Origin of the sequence: Butyrivibrio sp., assembly GCF_015056685.1 — a bacterium.
Classification (GTDB): domain Bacteria; phylum Bacillota; class Clostridia; order Lachnospirales; family Lachnospiraceae; genus Butyrivibrio.
This window is the reverse complement of record NZ_SVFW01000057.1, coordinates 1-23,931: the sequence shown is the minus strand read 5'-3', so window position 1 is coordinate 23,931 and position 23,931 is coordinate 1. Positions and strand designations below refer to the sequence as shown.

Genomic DNA, 23,931 nt, shown 5'->3' with positions numbered 1-23,931 from the left:
CAGACATGGATTTTTATTCCAGACTCGGTTTCAGAAATAAATACCACTACAGTTTTTATCAAAAACAAGGGGATTGATGACAGGGAAAAATCATACGATGATACGCAGGAAAGACGCGAACTGGAAAAGACAGCGGATATGCTATTCTCGCGGAATTAGTGAATGCAGTGTAAAACAGGCCTAATGCGGTGTACGCTAAGGCCTGTTTTTCTTTGCGTGTTAGAGTAGGCATATGAAGAAATGACTGTTTTCGCAGAGAAAGGAAGGAACAAAATGAGAAGTTATCTGGAAACAAAAAATCTGACTAAACAATACGGTTCCTTTGAGGCTGTTAAGGATATGAATATTCACATTGACAGAGGTGAGATTTACGGTCTCATTGGTCCCAACGGAGCAGGAAAAACAACACTTATGAAGATGCTGGTCGGATTCGCAACTCCGACCAGTGGAGAGATTGAAGTTGCTGCAGGCGATAATTACCTTACAAAGGTCGGATGTCTTATTGAGAGTCCGGGAATATACGGGTATCTCAATGCTTTTGACAACATGAAACTTAGAGCAATTTCAATGGGATTACATGACCAGAAAGAGATACTGGACATTCTTGATTTTGTAGGATTGTCAAGAGAACCCAAAAAGAAGGCGGGAAAGTTTTCCCTGGGCATGAAGCAGAGGCTTGGAATTGGCATGGCTCTACTGGGAAGCCCTGAGTTTCTCATACTGGATGAACCCATTAATGGACTTGACCCCCAGGGAATAATCGAGATGAGAGAGCTTATAAAGAGGCTTAATGAAGAAAAGAACATGACGATTATGATATCAAGCCATATACTTGGAGAACTTCAGAAGGTTGCGACGGTATTTGGCATCATTTCAGAAGGAAAGCTTTTAACAGAGGTAACTGCTGAGGAGTTAAAGAACAGCTATATTGGCGAGGCTGATTCTCTCGAAGAATTCTATTTGGGTATTATCAGGAAAGGACAGAAGGCATGCTAAATCTTATAAAAATGAACCTATACAGATTATTTAAAACAAGAGTTTTTTATGTGATGCTTTTAACCACTGTAATTTTGACCGGACTTCTGGCAGGAATGGAAACCGAGTCTGCTTCCACCTTCGGAGAGTTCTATGCAAGCTTTGCATCTTCCGGATACGTTCTGATCATGGTAGGTGTATTCGCAATTGTTTTTTCAGAAGAAGAGAGAAAGAGCGGATTTTTGAAAAACCTTCTGACGACCCGCAGCGGGAAGAAGAACATTTTTTTTGCTAAGATCCCGGTGGTGTTTCTGTACTCCCTTTTTATGTTTCTGGGGGAACTTGTTGCATCATGGTTTGGAAGTCTTTTTTGGGCACCGGGTATTTACTTTGGCCGTATTGGCTCACTTATAAGCTTCATAACATTCGAAGTGATGCTTCATACAGTATTTGGCATCGCTATGATGGCTCTTTATGAAATTACCAGAAATACCATCATACCAACCATTATTACTATCTTTGGTTCAGCAAATCTTCACGGAATGCTTATTAGTTTTCTTGAAACAAAGCTCGTGTCCAGGATCCCGGCCCTTGCGGGCTTTATGGATAAATATGGTCTTTCAAGGAACTTTATTGTGACTAAGACTGAAGACCTTGGAATTAGCGGAGTATCTGTTTCCTATGTGAATATAATCGTGGTTATTGTGATAGGGCTGATATTATACTCTGTCATGGGAACGTTCATATTCACAAAGAGAGATACGATATAAGGGGAAAAAATTGAGACGAAAACAAATACTAAAAAGAATAAGCTGCCAATTATCATAATTACAGCCTTTATAGTGACTGTAATCGAACCGGAGTCTATCAGGGAAAAGCTTTATGAAATCGCCTGTGATATGGCGAAAAAATATGAAAGGAAGGGAAAGAAACATGGGAAACAAAGGTGGATACGGAATCTGTTCCAAAACCATGATGATGCTGTATCCGTTGATGGAGGCTGTTCGAAGCGGAACGGAGAGAGTAGGAGGAGAGGGCTATGGAGTATATCAGGGTTACAAAAGAGAATCTGGAAGAGGAGCATATCTGCTGCGCCATATCCAACAATAAAGATGTACAGGTATCTTCAAAGAAGGCGTGGCTTGCGGACAGATTTGATGAGGGGCTTGTATTCTTAAAAAGTGTGGAGCGCGGGAAATGCTTCATAGAATATATTCCGGCAGAGCATGCATGGAATCCAATCGAAGCACCTGGGTATATGTATATAGACTGCCTATGGGTTTCCGGTTCTTTCAAAGGTCATGGATATTCAAGTGACCTGCTTTCCGAATGCATCAAAGACAGCAAGGAGAAGGGAAAGAAAGGACTTTGCATTCTTGCTGCAGCAAAGAAAAAGCCGTTTCTGGCTGATCCGAAATTCCTGAAATATAAAGGCTTTGAAGTGTGTGATGAAGCGGATAACGGCATACAGTTATGGTATCTGCCCTTTGAGAAAGGGGCCGAGAAGCCGATGTTCAAAGAGTGTGCTAAGCATCCGCACATAGATGAGGAAGGATATGTTCTTTACTATACGAACCAGTGTCCGTTCAATGCGAAGTATGTACCTGTGCTGGAAGAGACAGCCAAGAACAATGGCATTCCATTCAGAGCTATGAAGATCGAGAGTAGGAATGATGCTCAGAATGCACCGACGCCGATCACAACTTATTCGCTATTCTGTGATGGGAAGTATATTACGAATGAACAGATGAATGACAAGAAGTTCTTAAAACTGGCACAGTAGGGGGATGGATTGTGGGAAATAAAACAGGCCAAAACCAGTGCAAAACAGACCTGTATCAGTGTATCTGAAGGTCTGTTTTTATTTGATGGTATAGTTAGTATAGAAATTTGGATTATAGGCTGTAAGAACCTAGCGAAGTACTTTTGAGCTTGGTTCGCGCGTCTTCCGGCGAGCGAATGCGAGAGCGGAAGTTCATTATGAGGAGTTATAAGAAATGGATAATAAATCAAACAATTACGATATTCCCAAGAGAGACGGAAGTGTGTGGCCAGAAGATATCTGCCCTGCATACACCCCAAGAGAGGATGCAATTCCAAGCTTGAAAGGCTGCTGGTATTGTAAATATGCAGATTTTCATCTGAAGGAAGAAAGAGCTCTTGAGGTGGGAATCTGTAAATGGCCCAAAAAAATAATTGATTAGCATGAATGATTTAAGGATGGCGCAATGAGAATAGGGATAATTCAAGCGAGCTCTCAGGCTGAAAAAAATGAGCTGATTTTTAATACTGTAAAAAAATATGCCCCTAAAGATGCAGAGGTCATCAACTTTGGCTGTACTTTAGAAGAACAGGAAAAGTATTCATATATAGACGTTTCGGTTCTTGTTGGTATATTACTTGCAAGTGGAGCAGTTGATTTTGTTGTTACCGGTTGTTCATCCGGACAGGGAATGATGCTGGCGTGTAACAGTATGCCTGGAGTAATTTGTGGATATGCTCCTACTCCAAAGGACGCTTATCTGTTTGCACAGATCAATAATGGTAATGCTATTTCACTTCCATTGGGCGAAGATTATACCTGGGCAGGCGTTGAAAACTTTGATAAAACAATAAAAGCGCTCTTTTCTGAACCGTTTGGGCAGGGATATCCAAAGAGCGAAGCGGAAAGGAAGCTGAAAGACACTGAGGAACTCAAGGAAATAAGAAGAAAGTCGCAGATTCAGTTTGAAGATTTATTGGGCTTATTAGATACGTCAATAATCGAGAAAATAAATAAAAAGAATGATGTGATCAAGTTTGTGAAAGAACGTGGGAAATTAGGGGAAGCTTTATATGAGATGCGTAAAACCTTCAGGAAGTGTAAGAATGTTGATTAGTTAAGGAGAGACTACAATGAATGAGAATAAGAAATCCCTTGTGATTTACGTTCATGGCAAGGGTGGAAATGCAAATGAAATTGAAAACTACCATAAGTTTTTCTCAGGGCATGAGTTTTATGGGTTTGACTACAAGGCTGATAATCCATGGGATGCAAAGAAAGAATTTAAAGCGAAAATAGAGGAATTGGCAAATTGCTATGAGAATATTACATTAATAGCCAATAGCATAGGTGCATACTTTTCCATGGTTGCAAATTGTGATGAATACATTAGTCATGCATATTTTGTATCTCCAATAGTTGATATGGAAAAACTGATTTTAAACATGATTGCCTGGGCTGGCACAACAGAAACAGAACTTCAGGAAAAGAAAATTATTCCTGTAGATTTTGGTGATGATTTGTCTTGGGAATATTTGCAGTATGCAAGATCGAATCCTGTTAAATGGAATGTGTCGACAGACATTTTATATGGTAGCCTTGATAATTTGCAGGAGTTGGATACTATAACAACATTTGCTAATAGGATTAATGCAACGCTTACTGTTATGGAGGGCGGAGAGCATTGGTTTCATACGGACGAGCAAATTCATTTTTTGAATGATTGGATGCAATCTCGCAGAGGGTAAAAATGCTCAGATTAAGAAAACCACTATCTCAAAATGAGATAGTGGTTCAACATGTATGTTCAGAAAAATAAGTGTAAAACAAGATTAGATAAAGAGACTTTTGAACAATGGATAGAATAAATGGCAGGCTGATCGTGTATTTTGAAGACCCATTCTGGGTGGGCATATTCGAGAGGGTTATAGATAAAAAACTATCAGCAGCTAAAGTGACTTTTGGTGCTGAACCTAAGGACATAGAGGTGCTGGAACTTATTAATCGGAACTATTATCATCTGCATTTTAGTCCGGAGATTGAAACGACCGTAAAGGAAACTAAGAAGAATCCCAAGAGAGCGCAGCGTGATGCGAAAAAGCAGACACTAGAGACTGGCATAGGTACAAAATCGCAGCAGGCTCTCAAATTACAACAGGAGCAGAATAAACTGGAACGGAAATGCAGAAGCCGCGAACAAAAGGAAGCTGAGAATCAACGTTTGTTTGAATTAAAACAGATGAAGAAAAGAGAAAAACATAAAGGGCGTTGACGGGAATTTTGTCGTAATCAAAGAAGGTGAAAAATCCTAAGTTTGCGTCAAAGTAAATGGATCAATAGAGCAAAATCCGTGTAAAAAGACTCCAAATAAGTGCGAGGAGTCTTTTTTATTTTGAAAAGTGTATAGTAACTAAACAGTATAGCAGCTATACAAAAAGGAGGAAAAATGAATAGTAAAATTGATTTTATTAATGGAGAAACAAATAAGTCACTTATCAAGATGTTTGCGCCACTTATGGTTGGGATGATCATGCTAATGATCTATAACATGGTGGATGGTCTGTGGGTTGGAAACCTGCTTGGAGAGCTGGGGATGTCGGCACTAACCGCTGGAACGGCGATTGTTTTATTTTTAAATTCCATTTCAATGGGTGTTGGTAATGGTATTTCAGTTATGATAGCTAATCTTGTAGGAGCAGACGACAGGAAACATATTCCGGGGGCAGTAGCGACCGTTATAGCAATGTCCACCTTTTTTTCAGTTGTACTTTTCATCTTAGGCGAAGTACTTGTTGATCCGATACTGGCTCTTATGGGAACACCGGAAATTATTTTCTCTGATGCTGCAACATATCTAAAAATTTACTTGTTGGGAAATGCAGCGTTATTTATTTACATGGTGTTTACATCAATCTTTAGGGCATTTGGGGATCCAATGTTTCAGATGAAAGGTATGATGCTCACAGCAGTGTTTAATGCAGTTGCTGATCCTTTTGCAATAAAAGCTTATGGATTAGCCGGTGCAGCAATTGTTACAGTGGCTTCTGAAGTTCTATGTCTGGTTTATGCCATTATTTATCACAAAAAGAAAAAGATGTTTTCTATGGATTTAAAAAAGATCAATATGAATGATGCCATAACCATGGTCCGTTTATCTGTGCCAACTACAGTACAGTCAATCATGCCGCCGCTTAGTTCTGCTTTTATGATTTCTTTCATCTCTTCATTTGGAATGAACACTATAGCAGGCTTTGGAGTCGCAAGAAATCTTGAACTTATAATGTTTATGCCTACTACAGGAATGTGTATGGCAGTGACATCCATAGTGGGACAATGTGTTGGAGCAAAAAGGCATGACAGGGCAATGGATTATCTGAAATCAAGCATGATCATAGGAGGCTCTCTTATTGCAATTACAAGCGTGCTAGTGATCCTTTTTTCAGGTCAGCTCACAGCAGTTTTTGGACAGGGGGCTGAAGTCGCATTGGTAGTATCAAGGTTCTTTTCAATAATCAGTATTGGCTATGTTCTGTACATGCTCACAAGTTGTATGCAGGGATATATTACGGGAGTTGGTAAGCCGGGAATGGCGATGGTTCTTTTGGTTCTTTATTACATTGTGTTTAGAATTCCAACTGCCTATATTTTTAAACAGCTCTTTGGCTTAAACGGAGTATGGTTTGCGTTTCTGATAAGCCATATTTTATCTGTGATAGTGGCTTTTGTAATGGTATCCTATATACAAAAGACATATTCAGCAGAGTATCGTATTTGTCACAAATTAGGAGCGTAAGATATGAAACACTACAAGGAACTTGCCTGGTTAATGGAGCGAATCATCCATAAATACATTCAGTATGAAAAAAAGCCTCAGGTTTACTGCAAGGATATAATCCTTACTCAGCCTGAGATCCATACAATAGCCATAGTTGGTGATAGTGAGGGAATCAACATCACACAGCTTGCCAAGGTGCGCGGAATTACTAAGGGCGCTGTATCACAGATGGTCAACAAGCTCGTGGACAGGGATCTTATGGAGAAGAGAGTGTCTCCCGATTCAGATGCTGCGATTTGCCTGTATCTTACTAAAAAAGGTAAAGCGGCAAGGGATGATCACCGCAAGATGCATGAAAACATGGGAACTATGTATGAAGCTATGCTTGACCAAATACCTGAAAGTACTTTGGATAGCATGAGGCAGTTCCTTGAAGCTTTTGACAAGGCGCTTGATGATCTGGATAAATCAGTGTAAAAAGCAAAATAATTAGTGTAATTCATGTTTTATTTTCTCCAAAGGGTATAGTTACTATACAGTTTATGTTTTACACATTTGGAGGATATTGAATGAAAACTTTGTATTTCAGCTCAACTGGAAATTGCTTGTATGTAGCCAAGTGCTTGGGAGGAGAGTGTTTATCTATTCCCAAGCTGATCAAACAGGGAATCTATGAGATAAAAGATGATGTTGTGGGTATAGTATTTCCGGTTTACGGGCTTTGTATACCACCATATATTGAGGAGTTTTTGCAGAAACTGAAGGTGGAGTGCAACTATCTTTTCGCCATAGCAACTTACGGATGTTTTGCCGGATCTGTTTGCAACGAGTTAAACAATATTACTCTGGCAAACGGAAGGAAATTTGACTATGTTAATTCAATTCAAATGGCGGAGAATTGCATTACCTTTGCCGATATGGAAAAACAGGAAGGCGATAATAAAAAGCAGCAGGGTGTAATTGACCAGATAATGGGTGATATAGTTGAAAAGAAAAGGTACGTTAAAAGAAATTCGCTTTTCAGCAAACTAATTACGCGTGATCACAAGAAAAAATATGAGTTTCCTACAGGAATTGGTATTACAGAAGAAGTTACTGTAAACGAAGCTTGTACGGGATGCGGTATATGCTCAAGACTTTGCCCAATGGGAAATATACATATTGAAAATGGTCACCCGCTCTTTTTAAAGAACTGTATTAGTTGTGGGGCATGTATTCAGAACTGCCCTAATAATGCCATTCACCATAGCAGAGAGAAGAGTTCTGCAAGATATAGAAACCCACATATTGAAATAGGAGAACTTTTAATTTCTTAATATGGTTGGCTGTTGAAATGAAGGAGAAAAAGAAATGAGTAATTACACAATTAGATTAGAAGAAAAGAAAGATTATAGAGAAGTTGAAAATTTAGTAAGAGAGTCATTTTGGAACGTTTATCGTCCCGGGTGCAGTGAACACTATGTAATTCATGTGCTCAGAGATGATCCGGCATTTATCCCTGAACTTGACTTTGTTATGGAGCAGGATGGGAAACTGATCGGACAGAACATGTTCATGAAAACTGTCATTGAGGCTGATGATGGAAGGACTATTGATGTGCTTACCATGGGTCCTATTGGAATTACACCTGAACTTAAGAGAAAAGGCTATGGAAAGGCAATTCTGGATTATTCTCTGGAAAAGGCTGCAGAGATGGGATTTGGAGCAGTTCTTTTTGAGGGAAATATCGGATTCTATAGTCACTGCGGATTTGATTATGCAAGCAAGTTTGGAATCAGATACCATGATCTTCCGGAGGGCGCAGATGCCTCATTTTTCCTATGTAGAGAACTGATTTCGGGATATCTTGATGGCGTCACAGGGGTATATCAGACCCCTAAGGGATACTATGTCGAAGATGTAGCTGTTGAGGAGTTTGATAAGAACTTTCCACCAAAAGAGAAGCAAAAACTTCCCGGACAAATCTTTGAGTAACATAAGTGTAAACAGGTCAAAATATTTGATATGGAGAAAGGTAGACATGCTTAGATTAAAACCTTACCGAAAAGAGTATGCAGATACGATTATCTCATGGAGTCAAGATGAGAGAGCTTTTTATAAGTGGAGCGCCGGAGTGATGGGAGCTTATCCAATCACGAAGAAAGAATTTGGATTTGTTGATTCAATAATGACTTTTTCTGCGTTTGACGAAGAAAAGATGATAGGCTTTTTTACTCTTAGAAATCCGGGAGGGAAGATAGATGAACTACGTATTGGTTTTGTCATTCTTGACCCGAGGCAAAGAGGATGTGGGAAAGGAAAAGAAATGATAAGGCTAGCGCTTAATTATGCTTTTGAGGTATATGGAGCCAGGAGAGTATCTCTGGGGGTGTTTGAAAACAATGAATCCGCATATTATTGCTATAAAGCAGCAGGGTTTAAAGAAGTAATCCTTGATGAAACAGAAACATATATAGTTCATAATGAAGAATGGCGATGTAAAGAGATGATTATAGAACGTTAATCTTGGTTTATGGATGTTGAAATGTATGTGAAAGAAGATGAAAAAAAGAGAAAGGCAATGGATGATTATGTTTTGGGATATGGTTTCTCCTTTATATGATTTATTTGAAAATATCTATAATAGTAAAGTTTATACCGGTACAGGAAAGAAAGTTGCTGAACTTATTGAACCTTCGGATGAGGTCCTGGAATGTGCTTGCGGAACAGGAGCGATCAGCATATTTATTGCGCAGAAGTGTAAGAGGCTGGTAGCAACGGATTTTGCAACAGGAATGCTTAAAAAAACCGCAAAGAAATGCCGCAATTATTCCAATACTACATTCAAGAAAGCGGACATAACAAATATAAAGTGCAAAGGGGGCTGTTTTGATAAGGCTGTTGCCGGTAATGTTATCCACTTGTTGTCGGAACCCGAAAAAGCACTTCATGAGCTGTGGAGAGTAGTTAAACCCGGTGGAAAGATCATTATCCCGACTTATATAAACATGTCTAAAGGCACTGGGACGGCTGCTGTAAAGTTCATTACGTTGCTAGGTGCGGATTTTAAGAGGCAGTTCGATTTGGATTCATACAAGAAGTTTTTTGCAGACAAGGGGTACTCCGATGTTGAATACCATGTTATTGATGGGCGTATGCCTTGTGCAATAGCGGTTATTACCAAGAAATCATAACTATGTGAATTAGGTAGAAAAGGTTATCTTGGATTATTCTCTTGAAAAAGTTACAGAAATCAGATGATGGGATGCAGTATAATCATATGGAAAAACGTGTAAAATTGTATGTAGTTTTAAGCTATTTTGTATTTTGGTTTATGGTGCTGGGACTATGCGGGACAGCAAGTATAGTATTCCATGGCCCGCCGGTTGTGATGAGGATTTTGTCTAATGTTTGTGCGTGGGCACCGACTATTGTGTTGCTTATAGGTTTTAAGTTTTTTTGCCCTGGTCGTAGTATTGCTGATTTTTACAAAAAAGCTTTTGGTGGAAAGATAAGCATAGTAACGCTGGTAGCTTCAGCTATACTTACGCTTGGAGCTACTATTATTACAGTATTTGGTTTGTCCTTGATTCAGGGGAAGGCATTTGGTGAATACTGGAATCTTGGATCCTACCCGTTCTGGGCGTCATTTTTATTCTCGATCACAACGGGGCCAACAGGGGAAGAGTCAGGCTGGAGAGGTTATCTTCGCCCATACCTTAATGCAAAATACAGTTTTTTCAGTGCATCAGTGATACAGGGAGTTATATGGGCGTTCTGGCATACCATACTCTGGTTTGTAGATTCAGATTATATGGGAATCCAGATGATACCATACGTTCTGTCCAACGTTATTGTAATGACGGGACTTTGCTTTATCATGAATCTTTTCATGGAAAAGAACGATAACCTGATCTATGGCATAGTGATACACTTTTGCTTTAACTTCCTGTATTGTTTCTTGCAGGTTGATATTTGGTTTTATGTGGTTTTGTCAGCTATATACATGGTTATAATTGCGCTGATATGTTGGAAAAAGAATGTGATGTCAAAAGAATGATATCCGTTTAAAATAACAAGAAGGAGGAAGGACATGATCAATTGCAGTGTATATGCTCCATGCAGATGAAAAATATTTGTATGGAGGATAAATAATAATGAAAAACAGAATAAAGGAATTAAGAGATTTTTACATAATCTGGATCACACAGAGCTTATCACAGCTTGGAAGTGCAATAACAGGATTTGCGCTTACGCTGTGGATGTATGAAAAAACTGGATCAGCGCTGAGTACAGCAGCGCTTACGATATGCACTTATGCACCATATGTCATTATGAGCATTTTTGCCGGAGCTATAACAGATAAATTCGACAAAAAGAAAACCATGCTCATATGCGATCTTTTAGCAGCACTTACAACGGTTGTTGTATTTGTACTGTACAAAACTGATACGCTGACCATGTGGCATCTATATGCCATCAATGCCTTTTCAGGTCTTATGAACACTGTTCAGCAGCCTGCTTCAGAAGTGGCATATTCACTTATCGTTCCAAAAGAGCATTATCAGAAGACCAGCGGTTTTCAGCAATTGTCCCGGTCACTTATTTCGATTGGTAATCCGCTCATAGCTGCAGCACTCTATGGACTGGCAGGGTTGGATACGGTTATTGCGGTAGATCTTCTGTCTTTTGCCATAGCATTTGTGGCATTATTGTTCTTTATAAAATTGCCCGAGATCAAGGACGGAACAAGTAAGGACGAAAACGTGATCAAACTGGCTAAAGAGGGGCTAAAGTTCCTAAAAGAAACTCCGCTTATACTTACTGTAATACTGTTTATGGCGGGGGTTAACCTCACAGCTTCAGCCTTTGATGCTGTACTTCCGGCCCTTGTTATACCTCAAAAAGGTAACAATGTTTATGGGATCGTAACAGCATGCTCAGGACTGGCCATGGTAGCAGGAAGTTTCCTTCCAATGATCCTGCCAAAGCCCAAGGACAGGGTAAAAGTCATATATCTCACGATGCTTTTTGCGCTGGGGATAGAGAACTTTTTACTGGCCTTTGCAAGAAGCTCTGTTTTATGGTGCATAGGTCAGATAATAGGATGGGTGTTTGTTCCACTCATGGCAGCCAACCAGAATGTAATAATGCGCAATGTTATTCCAATAGAGCTTCAGGGAAGAGTATATGCTTGCAGAAATACTCTGCAGTTCTTTACTATTCCGATCGGACTTTTCCTTGGCGGACTATTTGTAGACAAGATCTGCGAACCGTTTATGGCATTGAAAAGTAATGATCCGTTCTGGACTTTTCTTTTCGGAAGCGGTAAGGGTTCAGGTGCCGCAATGATGATGTTTATTCTTGGTGTGACAGGAACGACCATCTGTATAATATCTGGTCAGATTATGAAGAGATATAAATATTCTGAATGATACTTTTGATTTTAAATATCAGTGTAAAACAGCCTCAAATGAGTGTAAATTTGAGGCTGTTTTTTGTTTTATGATAAATATATGATTGTACTGAAATCGGTATGCTCATAAAGGAGTTATAAAGATTTTGTGACTGTTTTTTAAAAAATGAAGGAGAGTTTTCAGCAGAAGATAGCTACTGACTTTTAAATGTATGAGAGAAAAGAATACGATTTTCGGAAGTGGAAAGTTTTATAAAAATGTGCTGGCGATAGCAGTCCCTATAATGCTTCAGCAGCTTATACAGAGCATGGTGTCGCTGATAGATAATTTTATGGTATCAGGACTGGGCGATATATCAATGTCAGGTGTAAATATTGCCGGTCAGGTGCTTTTTGTGTTTATGGTTTTAATTAACACAATCTGCATGACTGGAGGGATATTCCTTACGCAGTTTTTTGGCGCAAAAGACAGTGGAGGAATGAAACAGGCGTTTATGTTTAAACTGCTTGCAGGATTTGTGGCACTCATCCCATACCTCATGGTATGTTTAATATATCCAAGAGAAATCCTGTCGTTTATGGTTATGGGAAACACACAGGCAGCTCTTATTCTTGATGAGGCAGTTCCATATATTCGAATCATGTCTGTTGTGGGAATCCCCATGATTATTTCTATGAGTATCGCCAGTTCACTTAGAGATATGGGAAGAGTTAAAACGCCACTGGTTGTAACAGTAATAGCAACTCTTACAAATACGGTATTCAACTATCTTCTTATTTACGGGAATTTTGGAATGCCGGCACTTGGTGTCCGAGGAGCCGCTTATGCTACTGTCATAGCTAGAACAGTAGAGTTTGTAATATTTGCATTTATCTATTTCAAGAGCAAGCCTGATTTTGCAGTTCACTTTAGCAGAGAATTCATAATAGATGGAAAGTTGTTCAGGGAAATATTAAAGAAAGGTGCTCTGATGCTTTTCTGTGAGATGACCTGGGTTCTTTCCGAAACCTTAACGACAGCTATTTATAACGGAAGGGGCGGAGCAGATGTTGTTTCAGGAATGGCATCGAGCTTTGCCATAGCTAACCTGTTTTTTGTAGCATTTGGTGGAATCTACTCTGCAACTACCGTAATAATTGGGAAAACTCTTGGAGAAGGCAATCTTGAAAAAGCCCGCAGAGAAAAAACGTGGCTCCTGTCAGGATCTATCGTTTTTGGTGTTGCCATGACCTTTGTTGGATTTGCGACAACACTTATCATTCCGGTAGTGTTTGGAAAGTTAAGCCCAAGTGCCATTACAATTTCAAGGAGTATGGTAATACTTATGGCATTTTTTATGCCTGTATGGGTGCTTGTAAATGCACAGCAGGCAATCGCAAGATCCGGCGGCGACACGAAGATGGGTGCATATGCAGATGCTGGAATAACAATAGTGGTCATGCTTCCTATGCTTTTCCTGCTTGCTAGATATACCGACATCGGGCCAGTACAGATGTACCTTTGCGTAAAACTTCTGGACATTGTCAGGACACTTATATTCCATTTTTGGCTGAAAAAAGAGCGCTGGCTAAATAATCTTGCATGTGAGCATCAGTCAGAGCCACGTGTCCAGGAGGCTTTGTGAAGTTTTCGGGAGGAAAACAAAGATGAATACTCTATTAGCAGTAATTGGAATTATTGGCGGTCTTCTTTGTGCTACCGCAGATCTATTACTGGATTTAAAAGGACCGAAAAATAAGAAACTTGGTAAGATGGTCGTCATTGACAGCGAATGGAAAAATATGGCCCATTGGAGGTTTGTGTGGTCTGACATCCTTGCGATGTTTGCAGTGCCTATGTACTCCTGCGGATTTATTGCTTTGATGATGACTCTCTACAAGGAGCATTCAATGATTGCCACAGTTCTTTCGGTCATATTCCTGATCGGAGCTATGGGAGGATTTATGATCCATACATTCCTGTGCCAGCAGCCAACAATATACAGAAAGATCATAGCAAAAGCTGATGGAAAGCTTGCTGAAGATGTGATCCAGTCAGTATTTAAGCAGATTTATGTACCGTTTTTTGCGCTATATTCAATGTTGGTCATCATTCCGGCAATCGCTGTCATAGTGCTTATTATTGCAGGTATTATCCATGCTCCTTTGTGGTGCGTGATATTAAATCCAGTAGTATTCCAGCTCGTTGGTTTTTTGTTCAGGGCGACTAAACTGGATATCTTTATTGATGCACCAAGCTGTTGCGCAGCAAGTCTGGGACTTGCTTCATATGGATTATTAGCACTACTCTGCTTATAATCTTTATATATAGATGAACAAGGAGCACATGAAATGAAGCTGTTTTTACTTGAAGACGATGACGCAATTGGAATGGGGCTTAAGTACTCTCTGGAAAAAGAGGGGTATGAGGTCGTTCATGTTAAGACCAAGGCAGATGCAGAAGACGCCTTTAGCATAAATACATTTGATATATGCATCCTGGATATCAATCTTCCGGACGGAAATGGCTATGATGTCTGTAAATACATCAAGGAAAAAGAGGATGTTCCGGTAATCTTTCTGACAGCAAGTGATGCAGAAGTCAACGTGGTCATGGGCCTTGAGATGGGTGCAGATGATTACGTGTGCAAGCCCTTCAGGATCAATGAGCTTATGGCCAGGATCAAGACTGTTCTTAGAAGAAGTGGCAAAGGGTTGGCTAATTCTGGAGCGGAGAGAAGCGGGATCCTTGAAATAAAAAACGTCCGCATTCATACTGGCGAAGCTAAAGTTGGCTTATTGGATGAGTCGACTGAAAAAGAGGAAATGGTTGAGCTGACTGCCCTGGAGTACAGATTGCTTTTAGCATTTTATAATAACAGGGGCGTTGTTATGTCAAGAAGTCAGCTCCTTGAAGAGATGTGGGATGTAAGCGGTGATTTTGTCAACGATAATACTCTTACTGTCTACATTAAAAGACTTAGGGATAAGATAGAAAAAGACCCGGCTAACCCTCAGATCATTAAAACCGTCAGAGGACTTGGGTATATACTTGAAAAGTGATATGCAGATTTTGTGAGAACAGTATTAGCATGATTGGGGAATTGCAAAATGTTCAGAAATAAGGAATTCAAGTTTATGTTTATTACGGCAGCTGTTTTTACAGCTGCTCTTTCTGTATGTGGATATGCTATTTGTGGCATACCTGCAGCTGTTTTGATATTGATCCTGGGAATAGGCATTACAACAGGGTTTGTGATGATTACAAGGCGAAGATATGCTGATATTGATGCCCTGAATTCTTATCTTGTAAGAGTTCTTGCCGGAGATGAAGCCCCTGGAATTCTCGATCAGGAAGAGGGCGAACTGTCACTTCTTAAGACAAACATCTATAAGGCGACATCTACCCTTAACTATCAAAAAGATCTTTTATCAAAAGACAAGCAGGCACTGGCAAATGCCATAGCAGATATCAGTCATCAGCTTAAAACGCCTCTGACATCCATGATGGTAATGAATGATCTTCTAAAGACAGAGGATGATGAAGGGAAACGAATGGAGTTTCTTAAGACACAGTCAAATCAGCTGGACAGGATGAACTGGCTGATCCAGACGCTCCTGAAATTATCCAGGATAGATGCAGGGACCATAACCATGAAGCCTGAAGAAATACAGGCAGAGCAACTGGTTAAGGAAGTTATAAGAGCCTTTGAAATCCAGATGGAACTGAAAAATATAAAATGCACAAAACATATTTCTGATATTTCTTTTAGCTGTGACAGGAACTGGACTATAGAGGCACTCCAAAATATTGTGAAAAACTGCATTGAACATATGGAGAGTGGAGATGAGCTTTCTATAAGTACCTCGGACACCAACATCTACAAGGAAATCGTGATTGAAGATACCGGCTGTGGAATAGCGCAGGAAGATCTTCCGCATATTTTTGAAAGGTTCTATAAGGGTAAAAATGCCGGGAAGGATAGCGTGGGTATAGGGCTTGCTCTATCAAAGACCATTATTACCGGCCAGCATGGCGACATCATTGTGAAAAGCACTGAAGGTGTGGGGACAAAGTTCTTTGTGCGCTTTTATAAGACGATCATTTGAGACAAGTTTCAAAAGACCGACAATATTACAAAATTGTAATGGAAAAGTCACGGGATTGTAAGCATGGAAAACTAAACTTTTCTTAGACAATGAAAATATGTTTAAGAAGGGAGACAAAACAAAAATGAACATTTTGGAAATCAGAAACCTTTGTAAAGTATATGGGACAGGAGAGACAAGAGTTGATGCTCTTAAAGATGTTTCTTTTGATATAGAACAGGGAGAGTTTGTGGCAATAGTTGGACCTTCCGGTTCCGGTAAGTCTACACTGCTCCATATTCTTGGCGGGGTTGACGTCCCTACATCGGGAAGCTGTAACATCGCAGGAACGGACATCGGAAAACTTGATGAGACCAAGCTTGCGATCTTTAGAAGAAGAAACATCGGTCTTATTTATCAGTTTTACAACCTTATTCCAATCCTGAACGTGGAAGAGAATATGACACTTCCAATCCTACTGGATGGGAAAAAGCCTGATAAAAAGCTCCTTAATGACCTTGTGGAAAAGCTTGGATTAAAAGAGAGATTATCACATCTTCCAAATCAGCTCTCTGGAGGTCAGCAGCAGAGGGTATCAATAGGTAGGGCGCTTATGAATCATCCAGCTCTGCTTCTTGCAGACGAGCCCACAGGTAACCTGGATTCTGAGAACAGTAAGGAGATCATATCGCTTCTACGCAAGTTCAATAAGGAAAACAACCAGACGGTCATCATAATCACCCATGATGAAAAGATAGCTCTTTCTGCTGACAGAATTATTACCATCGAGGATGGCCAGATAACAAGAGATTCGGGGAAAGAAGGGGTGATAGCATCATGAACATTGTATCAACCCTGACACTTAGACACCTTCTTGGAAACAAGAAAAGATCGGTGGTAACAATACTTGGAATTGTGGCATCGACGGCACTTATAAGCGCCATTATTTTGGGTGTATTTTCTTTCTTTAAGTTTTTTGGTTATCTGTCAATACAGTCTGACGGAAACGTACATGCTCAGTTCAGTGAGATCACGTATAAGCAGTACGTATCACTGTCAGAGGATGACAGGATTGAAAGCGTTGGCCTGTGCGATACAACAGAGCAGAAAACCGGTGTAAGACTTAATGGCGGCAAAGAAGAGCGCTTTAGCATTGGAAATATTGAGCAGGCAGATCCTGTATATATGTCAATGAGGGTAATATCAGACTATGATGGAGTCCTTCCAAAGAATTCCTCCGAGGTAGCAGTTGAAGAGCAGTTCCTTATTGATAATGGCCTGGAGGATCTTAAAGTCGGAGATACCCTTACCTTTGAGCAGGGCTACAGATATATGTACGATGAGCAGGGTGAATTAGTATACCTGGGAGGAAACTACAGGTCAGATGAACAGTTCAAGGCGCTGTCCACTGAGACCTGCACAGTTACAGCAATTCTTCACGGCAACAAACCTACCGGAAGCTGGGATATTATAAGATGCCTGGATGAAGGCTATTTTCCTGACTCTGAAAAGGCCCAGGTGGTAATTTTGCTTAAAAACTGTGACCATACAGCGCTTAAGCAGATCAAGCACATCATCGCAGATCATGAGATCCAAAAGTACGATCTTAATACAGAGTATCTGCTTAGCTGCTTTGCTTTTGAGGGAAGCGGAGGCTCTTACAGGTCATTTTTCGTAATGATGGCAGTTGCACTTGCGATCGTGATCGTTACATCTGTCATTTTGATCTTCAATTCCATAGGTATGTCTCTTACAGAGAGAATGCGCTATCTGGGAATGCTTGCCAGCGTCGGAGCCACAGCAAGACAAAAGAGATCCTCAATTTATTTTGAAGGACTCATTCTTGGAATCATCGGTATTCCTTTGGGATTATTGTGTGGCTACATTGGAACCAGGATCACCCTGGCATTTCTTGGAAGGAGGATCCTTGAAGCTGACATTTTTGTAGGCGCAGAGGGGATGAGGGGCAGTATACCTGTAGTATGCGAGCCTCCTGTAATTGCAGCGATAGTGTTTTTTGCAGCGCTTACAATACTTATTTCAACCTTTGTTCCAGCCATCAGGGCAGCCAAGGTTATGCCTATTGATGCGCTCAGGCAGAGCAACGTGGTAAAAGTAAAAGCAAAGGGGCTTCGTGTGAATCCTCTAATCCGCAAGATCTTTGGATATGAAGGGGAGCTTGCTTACAAGAATATAAAAAGAAATGGTGTAAAGGGAAAGGTTATTACCGCTACTATCGCGGTTTCGGTGATCTTGTTCCTTACGATCAACTTTTTCTGTAATTCAATTGCAAGAGCCAATCAGTATGAGGTTGATTTTCCATATCAGGTTGTAGCATCCTGCCTGCTTTCGGAAAGTGACAAACTTAGGAGCGAAATAGAGCAGATAGAAGGCGTTAATGATGTTTACAGCGCCGGTATGATACAGTTTTTGTTCAGAAAGTCCCCTGAGTCACGTTACGAGCTGGCAAACACAGATATCGCTGATAAAAAGTTCCTTTCGCGTGGATTTGCTGATCTGAAATTAGATGGCATGGATGTGGTCATAGCTGATGATGAGGATTTTGATAAGATCCTTACAGATAATGGGCTTGAAAGGGACGAATACTATGGCGATACCTTAAAAGGTGTTCTGCTCAATGACTATTTCCGTGAAAATAAGCCCAGCGAGGTATTCAATGATAAGATCCTGGGACAGGTTCTTCACTATGATAAGGTGCAGGGAAATCCACCAGCTATAGAGATTGCAGCACTGGTAAAATATGACGGAAATAACAAGATTTATAACATGACACCTAAGACCAATATTGCTGTCTATGTGCCTGCCTCCATGTATTTTGAAAAAGCAAAAAAAGTTCTTCCCGAAGATATGCTCGTTCTGGATATGGGAGTTGAAACCTCACGTCCAGAAGAAGTCCTTGAAAGGATATATTCAATTTTGGAAGAGGGCGGATACCACAATTATTACGGTTCTAACATTTACTCTACAATAAAGGCTATGGATACTATCACGCTGATGCTTAAGACAGCCATGTATGGGTTCACTATTCTTCTTACTCTTATAGCCATTGCCAATATCGTTAACACGATCTCAACGGGAGTGCTCCTTAGGAGAAAAGAGTTCGCCATGTATAAATCTGTGGGCCTTGACAATACAGGGTTTAAAAAGATGATAAGGCTTGAAACGCTTCTTTATGGCATAAAGGCGCTTATTTGGGGCTTTTCAATATCTCTTTTGCTCAGCTACATCATGTACTCGACCTTCGATATGAAGCTGCTTGCCTTCGATCCTGACTTGCTCATGTACGGTGTGACAGTGATAGCAGTGTTCGGAATTCTTGGAATCAGCATGGCGCTTAGCATAAGCAAGATCAAGGATGACAACATCATTGAAGCCCTTAAGGAAGACGCGGTATAACAAAACTAAATAAAACAGTGTAAAACGGACCCAAATCAGTGTATGATTGGGTCTGTTTTTTCTCGAATGATAGAGTATTATGGAATGGAGGGTAATGAACTGCATGCATGTGTATGGAATGAAGGATAAACAGAAATGACTATGAGGGAATTTCTTTTAGGCGCAATAATACTTAGCATATTTGCTATGCTTTTTGAGGGGGTTGTTGTATTTAGAAACCTCAAGAACAAGCTTCATGCATATCTTTTTCTCAACTGCATCACAATGCTGGTCAACAATACCGGATATCTTCTGGAACTTCTTTCAAAAACTGAAGATGGCTATATTGCTGCTCTAAAGTTCTCGTATGCAGGTAGAGCGTTTATTTTATTTTCCATTATTATGATTTCTGCTGAGCTGTGTCACATTTCGATTCCGAAGCTCCTTGTAAGAGCATTACTTCTAATTGATGTGTTTGTTTATGCCATCATTTTTACATTTCAGAACCATAATCTATACTATTCCAAAATCTGGTACGACAAGACCGGTATGTTTCCGGTTCTTTTGAAGAGAGCCGGTATTGTACATAAGGCGTTTATGCAGTATCAGGCTGTTGCCATTGTGATCGTTTTAGCAATGCTGTTCAGATCCATAAAATATCACAAGGGTAAAATCGCCAAAAGGCGTGTCTTTATCATTATCGGTGGATTTCTCATTGCGTCAATTCTCTATTTGTTCCAGATTGCACATGTTTTCTTTATTACATATTACTTTGACTTAACTGTTTTTGGAAATGTTGCGATCACTATTTCCATGTTCATTGCCATATTCAGATATAACCTTCTTGGGGTTATTGATATGGCCAGAGATTATATTGTGGACAGGTTATCAGAGGGAGTTATTGCTCTTGATGTTGACGACAAGCTTCAGTACTACAATGAGCATGCAAAAGAGCTGTATCCTGAGATCACTAAAGATCCAATGAGTGTCGTTAATACCTTAAGAGAGGCTATCATAAGAGGCGATACCATTGAGATTGGCGATAAGTATTACACACCAGAGGAAAAAGAGCTTTCGGCAGATGGGGAAGTTATAGGAAAGCTCTATGCGTTGGTTGACTCAACTGTACTTAAACAGAGGGAGTACCAACTAAAATCAGATGCGGCTATTTTGGAAATGGCCGCAAACAGTATGAAAGAGCGTTTGAATGCCACAGAAGAGATTCTTAGTCAGGACAGGGCAATGCGCCATGACAGGAGACACTTCGAAGCACTCATCTTATCGCTGATACAGAATGGAAAATTGGATGAAGCCAAAAAATGCCTTGAGGAACGAATGTCACAGGAGCCGCGAGGAAACAGGACCTTTTGTGAGAATACAACTGTCAATGCTGCGCTTATGCACTATGTGGCCATAGCTGAGAGGAATAATATAAGAATAAAGGTATCGGCCAACATTCCCCATAATGTTGGTGTTGATGAGATGCAACTGGCTATTGCTATAAGCAATTTGCTAGAAAATGCGATCCACGCTTGTGAAAAGGTTCCTAAGAATGAACGATTCATTGAAGTTACCAGTAAATTTAAGCAGCAGCTTCTTTTAGAGATATCAAATTCCTGCCAGGGGCAGGTAAAGCTTGATGAAGATGGGCATCCTGTAACTTCAAAAGAAGGACATGGAATTGGAACCAGAAGCGTTCTTGACTTTGTGAAAAAGACCGGCAGTGAGATCAGATATATTACAGGGGACAATACATTTAAAGTACAAATGTTAATAGGATAGTATGAGGGTAAGCTTTTATGAAAAGAAGTGTTTTGTATTTTTTATTCTTAGCCTTTTGTCTGGGACTACTTAGCGGTTGTGGAGCCAAAGTTCAGGAAGGTAAAACAACCATAACCTTTCAGACCTGGAACCCTGCTGACTACGGGCCAGATAGCCCAATTTATCAGATTATTGATTCTTTTGAAAAAGAGAATCCGGATATACATGTAGAATATGTCTTTACCAAATCAGTCGCATATCAGGAGCATATGAGGGTAGAGCTGATAGATGGTGATGGACCTGACATATATGGAATAAGTACCGGTTCAGCTTTTGATACATTTCGGATTTTTGAAGAAGACCTGACTCCCTTTTGTGAAAGAGAATGGGGAGAGGATTGGAAGGAGAAATTTCTTGATTCATGTCTGGATAGCGTAAGTGGCGCTGATGGTAGGATTTATGGACTTCCCCTGGGGCAAACCTACGCAGGGTATATGTGGGCAGACGTAGATATGCTAAAACACTATGGGTGCGAAGTTCCAACTGATTATCAGGATATGAAGAAAACCTGTCAGACACTTCGTGAGAATGATCAGATGCCTTTGGCAATTGGAGCCAAGGATTCATGGATGAATCTTGATATGTGGATGTCAATTGCAGCAGATTGCGACAAGGATGCCTTATACGATGCGATAGAAGGAAAGGCGAGCTTCGAGTCAGCGCCTATAATAGAATCCTTCAGAATATGGCAGGATTGCTTTGTTAGCGGAGTATTTCAGGATAAAGCAGTGAAGATGCCCATTTATGATACTATAAATGACATGTTCCAGCGGGATGGCAAGATACCTATGATTACCAATGGTTCATGGGCTATGAACATGTACACATTAAGCGATGAGAGAACCAGAGGTGTTGTTGACAGAGAGGGCGCAGACCATGATGTTTTTCTTATTGACTGGAATGGCGATGGGAAAATAGCCCCTGTAACTGCAAATCCTGATGTGGTCCTTTGCATGAATCCTGAATCAACGCAAAAAGAAGCGGCTTTCCGATTTATGGACTATCTGGTAAACGAAGGTCAGGATCTTTTGGTCAATCAATATCTTGAGTATATGCCATCAAGGGCTGATATGGAGCTAAACGTTCAGGGACTTAGTGAGGATGGTCAGAAAAATCTTAATGTGATAATAGAAAACGGCAAAAACAATGTAGCGGGACCAAGAGGAATCAAGTATGAGGACTTAAGTCTTGCTGTTTGTAATGAACTAAAAGAACTTGCGATAGGTAAAATTACGCCGGAGGAAGCCGCCAGTCAGATTGAGAGAGTATCTAAGGAAACAATACGATAAATATGGCTTACAGCACACAATTTAGGTTGTGTGCTGTTTTCTTTCTTCATATAATATAGAAAAAAGTTGGGGATAATATGTATATGAAAAAAGTAGTTCAATGTTTAGCGGCAATACTGATAGTTGTAGTAGTTTTTTTGGCAGGAGCAATTATAAGGCTGGGGATAAGGACAAACAATATTAATGAAGATTATTCTTCTATATATATGAATACAAAGTACAATATACCGGTTTATATTGAAGGCGTTGATGTTATAACTCAAAAGATATCGTGCGGATACGCATGTATAGAGATGTTTTCTAAATGGGATGGAGGAGATATAACTGAAGAGACTCTTTTTAATGAATATGGGAAGGTCGTGACTTCGACCGGACCTAAATTTGCAGAAGAGATGAATAAAAGATTTCCAGGGTATACAACTACTATCCACAGATATCTGACTAATACTGAATTGATCGAAGCTGCGTATGAGACTTTGTCTGAGGGGATACCGGTACCATTTGAGTGGGCAGCTATATACGGAGATGATTGGACTCTTCACTATTCGCTTCTTATTGGCATGGACATTCAGAATGATAATATAACAGTTGCTAATCCCTATGGATATATAGAAGAAATATCTGTTGAAGAGTTTTTGGAGCGTACCAGCTTTGAAGCTTATGATAATATGCCGTTCTATTTTAAGATGGCCTTTGCTATTGATCTGTTTGATAAGAATACCATTTTCACTGTTCGGAAAAATAATTGAAATTTTTTTGCCGCCTGTTCCGTATCATCGTATTAATAATTGTAAGTATGATGAAAATATATTTAGAGAGGGGAACAGAAAATGACAGCTATGGAAATGGGAATGAAAATTTTGAAAACAAAAATGATGATAAACGAGGGGAAATTGGATGCACTTTCAAGTATAAATCATTCACTTTTCTTCTTTGAAAAGGCACATTGCAATACCTGTGAGCCGGAAAATATAAAAAAATCTGTTTTTAAAGCATAAATATTTTCAGTAGTAAAGCTGGTTGAAAATTTAAGTGGCAAAGCATAGCTGGAAACCAGTTATTTACTAGCTGGTTTCTTTTTTGCCCTGGTAAGATTTAAACAATATATAATCCATATATTCTTTAAAGTGGAACGTAAAAATGACAAAGCCTAAAAAAGGCAAAAAAAATTTAAAAAAAGGTGTTGACACTTAAGTACCCGGGTGATATATTTGTATTCGTTGCTGATGCAGCCACGAAACACAAGGCACTGCAAATGCAGCATTGGAGCGGATTTCAAGCTCCTGTACCTTGACAAATAAACAGTAATGCAACCCTGAAAAATTCCAAAAAGCAATGAGCATTGCGAAGTAATTCGCAAGACCAATGCTCAAAAGAGAATTTATTCAGAACAAAGATTTAGTAAATAACGGACAGAACAAAAGCCAAGCTTAGTTCTAGCCTGATCAAA

Annotated in this window: 25 protein-coding genes; all 25 read left to right on the top strand. The window is 39.9% G+C overall.

What is annotated here, in order from left to right; all coding sequences use genetic code 11:
• Positions 1-273: 273 nt before the first annotated feature.
• The 25 genes from E7303_RS15855 (at position 274) to E7303_RS15730 (ending at position 23,479) form a co-directional block, all read left to right on the top strand.
• Positions 274-996, top strand: a complete 723-nt coding sequence (locus E7303_RS15855; protein ID WP_292146391.1) for an ATP-binding cassette domain-containing protein — start codon at positions 274-276, stop codon at positions 994-996.
• Positions 990-1,745, top strand: coding sequence for an ABC transporter permease (locus E7303_RS15850; protein ID WP_330601709.1), 756 nt, complete (start codon positions 990-992; stop codon positions 1,743-1,745). Before E7303_RS15855 ends, E7303_RS15850 begins: the two co-directional genes overlap by 7 nt.
• Positions 1,746-2,014: 269 nt before the next feature.
• Entirely contained in the window at positions 2,015-2,758 is a 744-nt protein-coding gene (locus tag E7303_RS15840; protein ID WP_026658842.1) for an N-acetyltransferase, read from the top strand.
• Positions 2,759-2,972: 214 nt separating this feature from the next.
• Entirely contained in the window at positions 2,973-3,179 is a 207-nt protein-coding gene (locus E7303_RS15835) for a hypothetical protein (RefSeq protein WP_292146390.1), read from the top strand.
• A gap of 24 nt (positions 3,180-3,203) precedes the next feature.
• Positions 3,204-3,854 (top strand): RpiB/LacA/LacB family sugar-phosphate isomerase, encoded by a 651-nt coding sequence (locus tag E7303_RS15830; RefSeq protein WP_292146389.1) that lies wholly within the window; start codon positions 3,204-3,206, stop codon positions 3,852-3,854.
• A gap of 16 nt (positions 3,855-3,870) precedes the next feature.
• Positions 3,871-4,485, top strand: a complete 615-nt coding sequence (locus E7303_RS15825) for an alpha/beta hydrolase (protein WP_074890615.1) — start codon at positions 3,871-3,873, stop codon at positions 4,483-4,485.
• A 107-nt stretch (positions 4,486-4,592) separates the two neighbouring features.
• A complete protein-coding gene (locus E7303_RS15820; protein ID WP_292146388.1) occupies positions 4,593-5,009 on the top strand; it encodes a YjdF family protein in 417 nt (138 codons plus the stop codon).
• A 174-nt stretch (positions 5,010-5,183) separates the two neighbouring features.
• On the top strand, positions 5,184-6,530 hold the full coding sequence (locus tag E7303_RS15815; protein WP_292146385.1) for an MATE family efflux transporter: 1,347 nt from the start codon (positions 5,184-5,186) through the stop codon (positions 6,528-6,530).
• Between the two features lie 3 nt (positions 6,531-6,533).
• On the top strand, positions 6,534-6,989 hold the full coding sequence (locus tag E7303_RS15810; protein WP_292146384.1) for a MarR family winged helix-turn-helix transcriptional regulator: 456 nt from the start codon (positions 6,534-6,536) through the stop codon (positions 6,987-6,989).
• Positions 6,990-7,081: 92 nt separating this feature from the next.
• Positions 7,082-7,828 (top strand): EFR1 family ferrodoxin, encoded by a 747-nt coding sequence (locus E7303_RS15805; protein WP_292146382.1) that lies wholly within the window; start codon positions 7,082-7,084, stop codon positions 7,826-7,828.
• Between the two features lie 34 nt (positions 7,829-7,862).
• Positions 7,863-8,486 (top strand): GNAT family N-acetyltransferase, encoded by a 624-nt coding sequence (locus E7303_RS15800; RefSeq protein ID WP_292146381.1) that lies wholly within the window; start codon positions 7,863-7,865, stop codon positions 8,484-8,486.
• Positions 8,479-9,015 carry a GNAT family N-acetyltransferase gene (locus E7303_RS15795; protein WP_330601708.1) on the top strand — a complete coding sequence of 179 codons (537 nt, stop codon included), beginning with the start codon at positions 8,479-8,481 and terminating at the stop codon, positions 9,013-9,015. Before E7303_RS15800 ends, E7303_RS15795 begins: the two co-directional genes overlap by 8 nt.
• Before the next feature lie 37 nt (positions 9,016-9,052).
• Positions 9,053-9,685, top strand: a complete 633-nt coding sequence (locus E7303_RS15790) for a class I SAM-dependent methyltransferase (protein WP_330601707.1) — start codon at positions 9,053-9,055, stop codon at positions 9,683-9,685.
• A gap of 41 nt (positions 9,686-9,726) precedes the next feature.
• A complete protein-coding gene (locus tag E7303_RS15785) occupies positions 9,727-10,551 on the top strand; it encodes a CPBP family intramembrane glutamic endopeptidase (RefSeq protein ID WP_292146380.1) in 825 nt (274 codons plus the stop codon).
• 97 nt (positions 10,552-10,648) lie between these two features.
• Positions 10,649-11,926, top strand: a complete 1,278-nt coding sequence (locus tag E7303_RS15780; RefSeq protein WP_292146379.1) for an MFS transporter — start codon at positions 10,649-10,651, stop codon at positions 11,924-11,926.
• Positions 11,927-12,119: 193 nt separating this feature from the next.
• Positions 12,120-13,532, top strand: a complete 1,413-nt coding sequence (locus tag E7303_RS15775) for an MATE family efflux transporter (protein WP_292146378.1) — start codon at positions 12,120-12,122, stop codon at positions 13,530-13,532.
• Between the two features lie 22 nt (positions 13,533-13,554).
• Complete coding sequence (locus E7303_RS15770; RefSeq protein WP_292146377.1) at positions 13,555-14,205, top strand: DUF6796 family protein; 651 nt, start codon at positions 13,555-13,557, stop codon at positions 14,203-14,205.
• A gap of 33 nt (positions 14,206-14,238) precedes the next feature.
• A complete protein-coding gene (locus E7303_RS15765) occupies positions 14,239-14,949 on the top strand; it encodes a response regulator transcription factor (RefSeq protein ID WP_292146376.1) in 711 nt (236 codons plus the stop codon).
• A 48-nt stretch (positions 14,950-14,997) separates the two neighbouring features.
• Positions 14,998-15,996, top strand: coding sequence for a sensor histidine kinase (locus E7303_RS15760; protein ID WP_292146375.1), 999 nt, complete (start codon positions 14,998-15,000; stop codon positions 15,994-15,996).
• A 124-nt stretch (positions 15,997-16,120) separates the two neighbouring features.
• Complete coding sequence (locus E7303_RS15755) at positions 16,121-16,816, top strand: ABC transporter ATP-binding protein (RefSeq protein ID WP_292146374.1); 696 nt, start codon at positions 16,121-16,123, stop codon at positions 16,814-16,816.
• Positions 16,813-19,392, top strand: coding sequence for an ABC transporter permease (locus E7303_RS15750; RefSeq protein ID WP_292146373.1), 2,580 nt, complete (start codon positions 16,813-16,815; stop codon positions 19,390-19,392). The genes E7303_RS15755 and E7303_RS15750 overlap by 4 nt, the downstream gene beginning before the upstream one ends.
• Positions 19,393-19,527: 135 nt before the next feature.
• Entirely contained in the window at positions 19,528-21,153 is a 1,626-nt protein-coding gene (locus E7303_RS15745) for a histidine kinase N-terminal 7TM domain-containing protein (protein ID WP_292146372.1), read from the top strand.
• Between the two features lie 17 nt (positions 21,154-21,170).
• The gene (locus tag E7303_RS15740; protein WP_292146371.1) at positions 21,171-22,481 is read left to right on the top strand and encodes an ABC transporter substrate-binding protein; all 1,311 of its coding nucleotides are present in this window, start codon (positions 21,171-21,173) and stop codon (positions 22,479-22,481) included.
• Positions 22,482-22,564: 83 nt separating this feature from the next.
• Complete coding sequence (locus E7303_RS15735; RefSeq protein WP_292146370.1) at positions 22,565-23,230, top strand: C39 family peptidase; 666 nt, start codon at positions 22,565-22,567, stop codon at positions 23,228-23,230.
• 81 nt (positions 23,231-23,311) lie between these two features.
• A complete protein-coding gene (locus E7303_RS15730) occupies positions 23,312-23,479 on the top strand; it encodes a hypothetical protein (RefSeq protein ID WP_022775734.1) in 168 nt (55 codons plus the stop codon).
• Positions 23,480-23,931 lie beyond the last annotated feature (452 nt).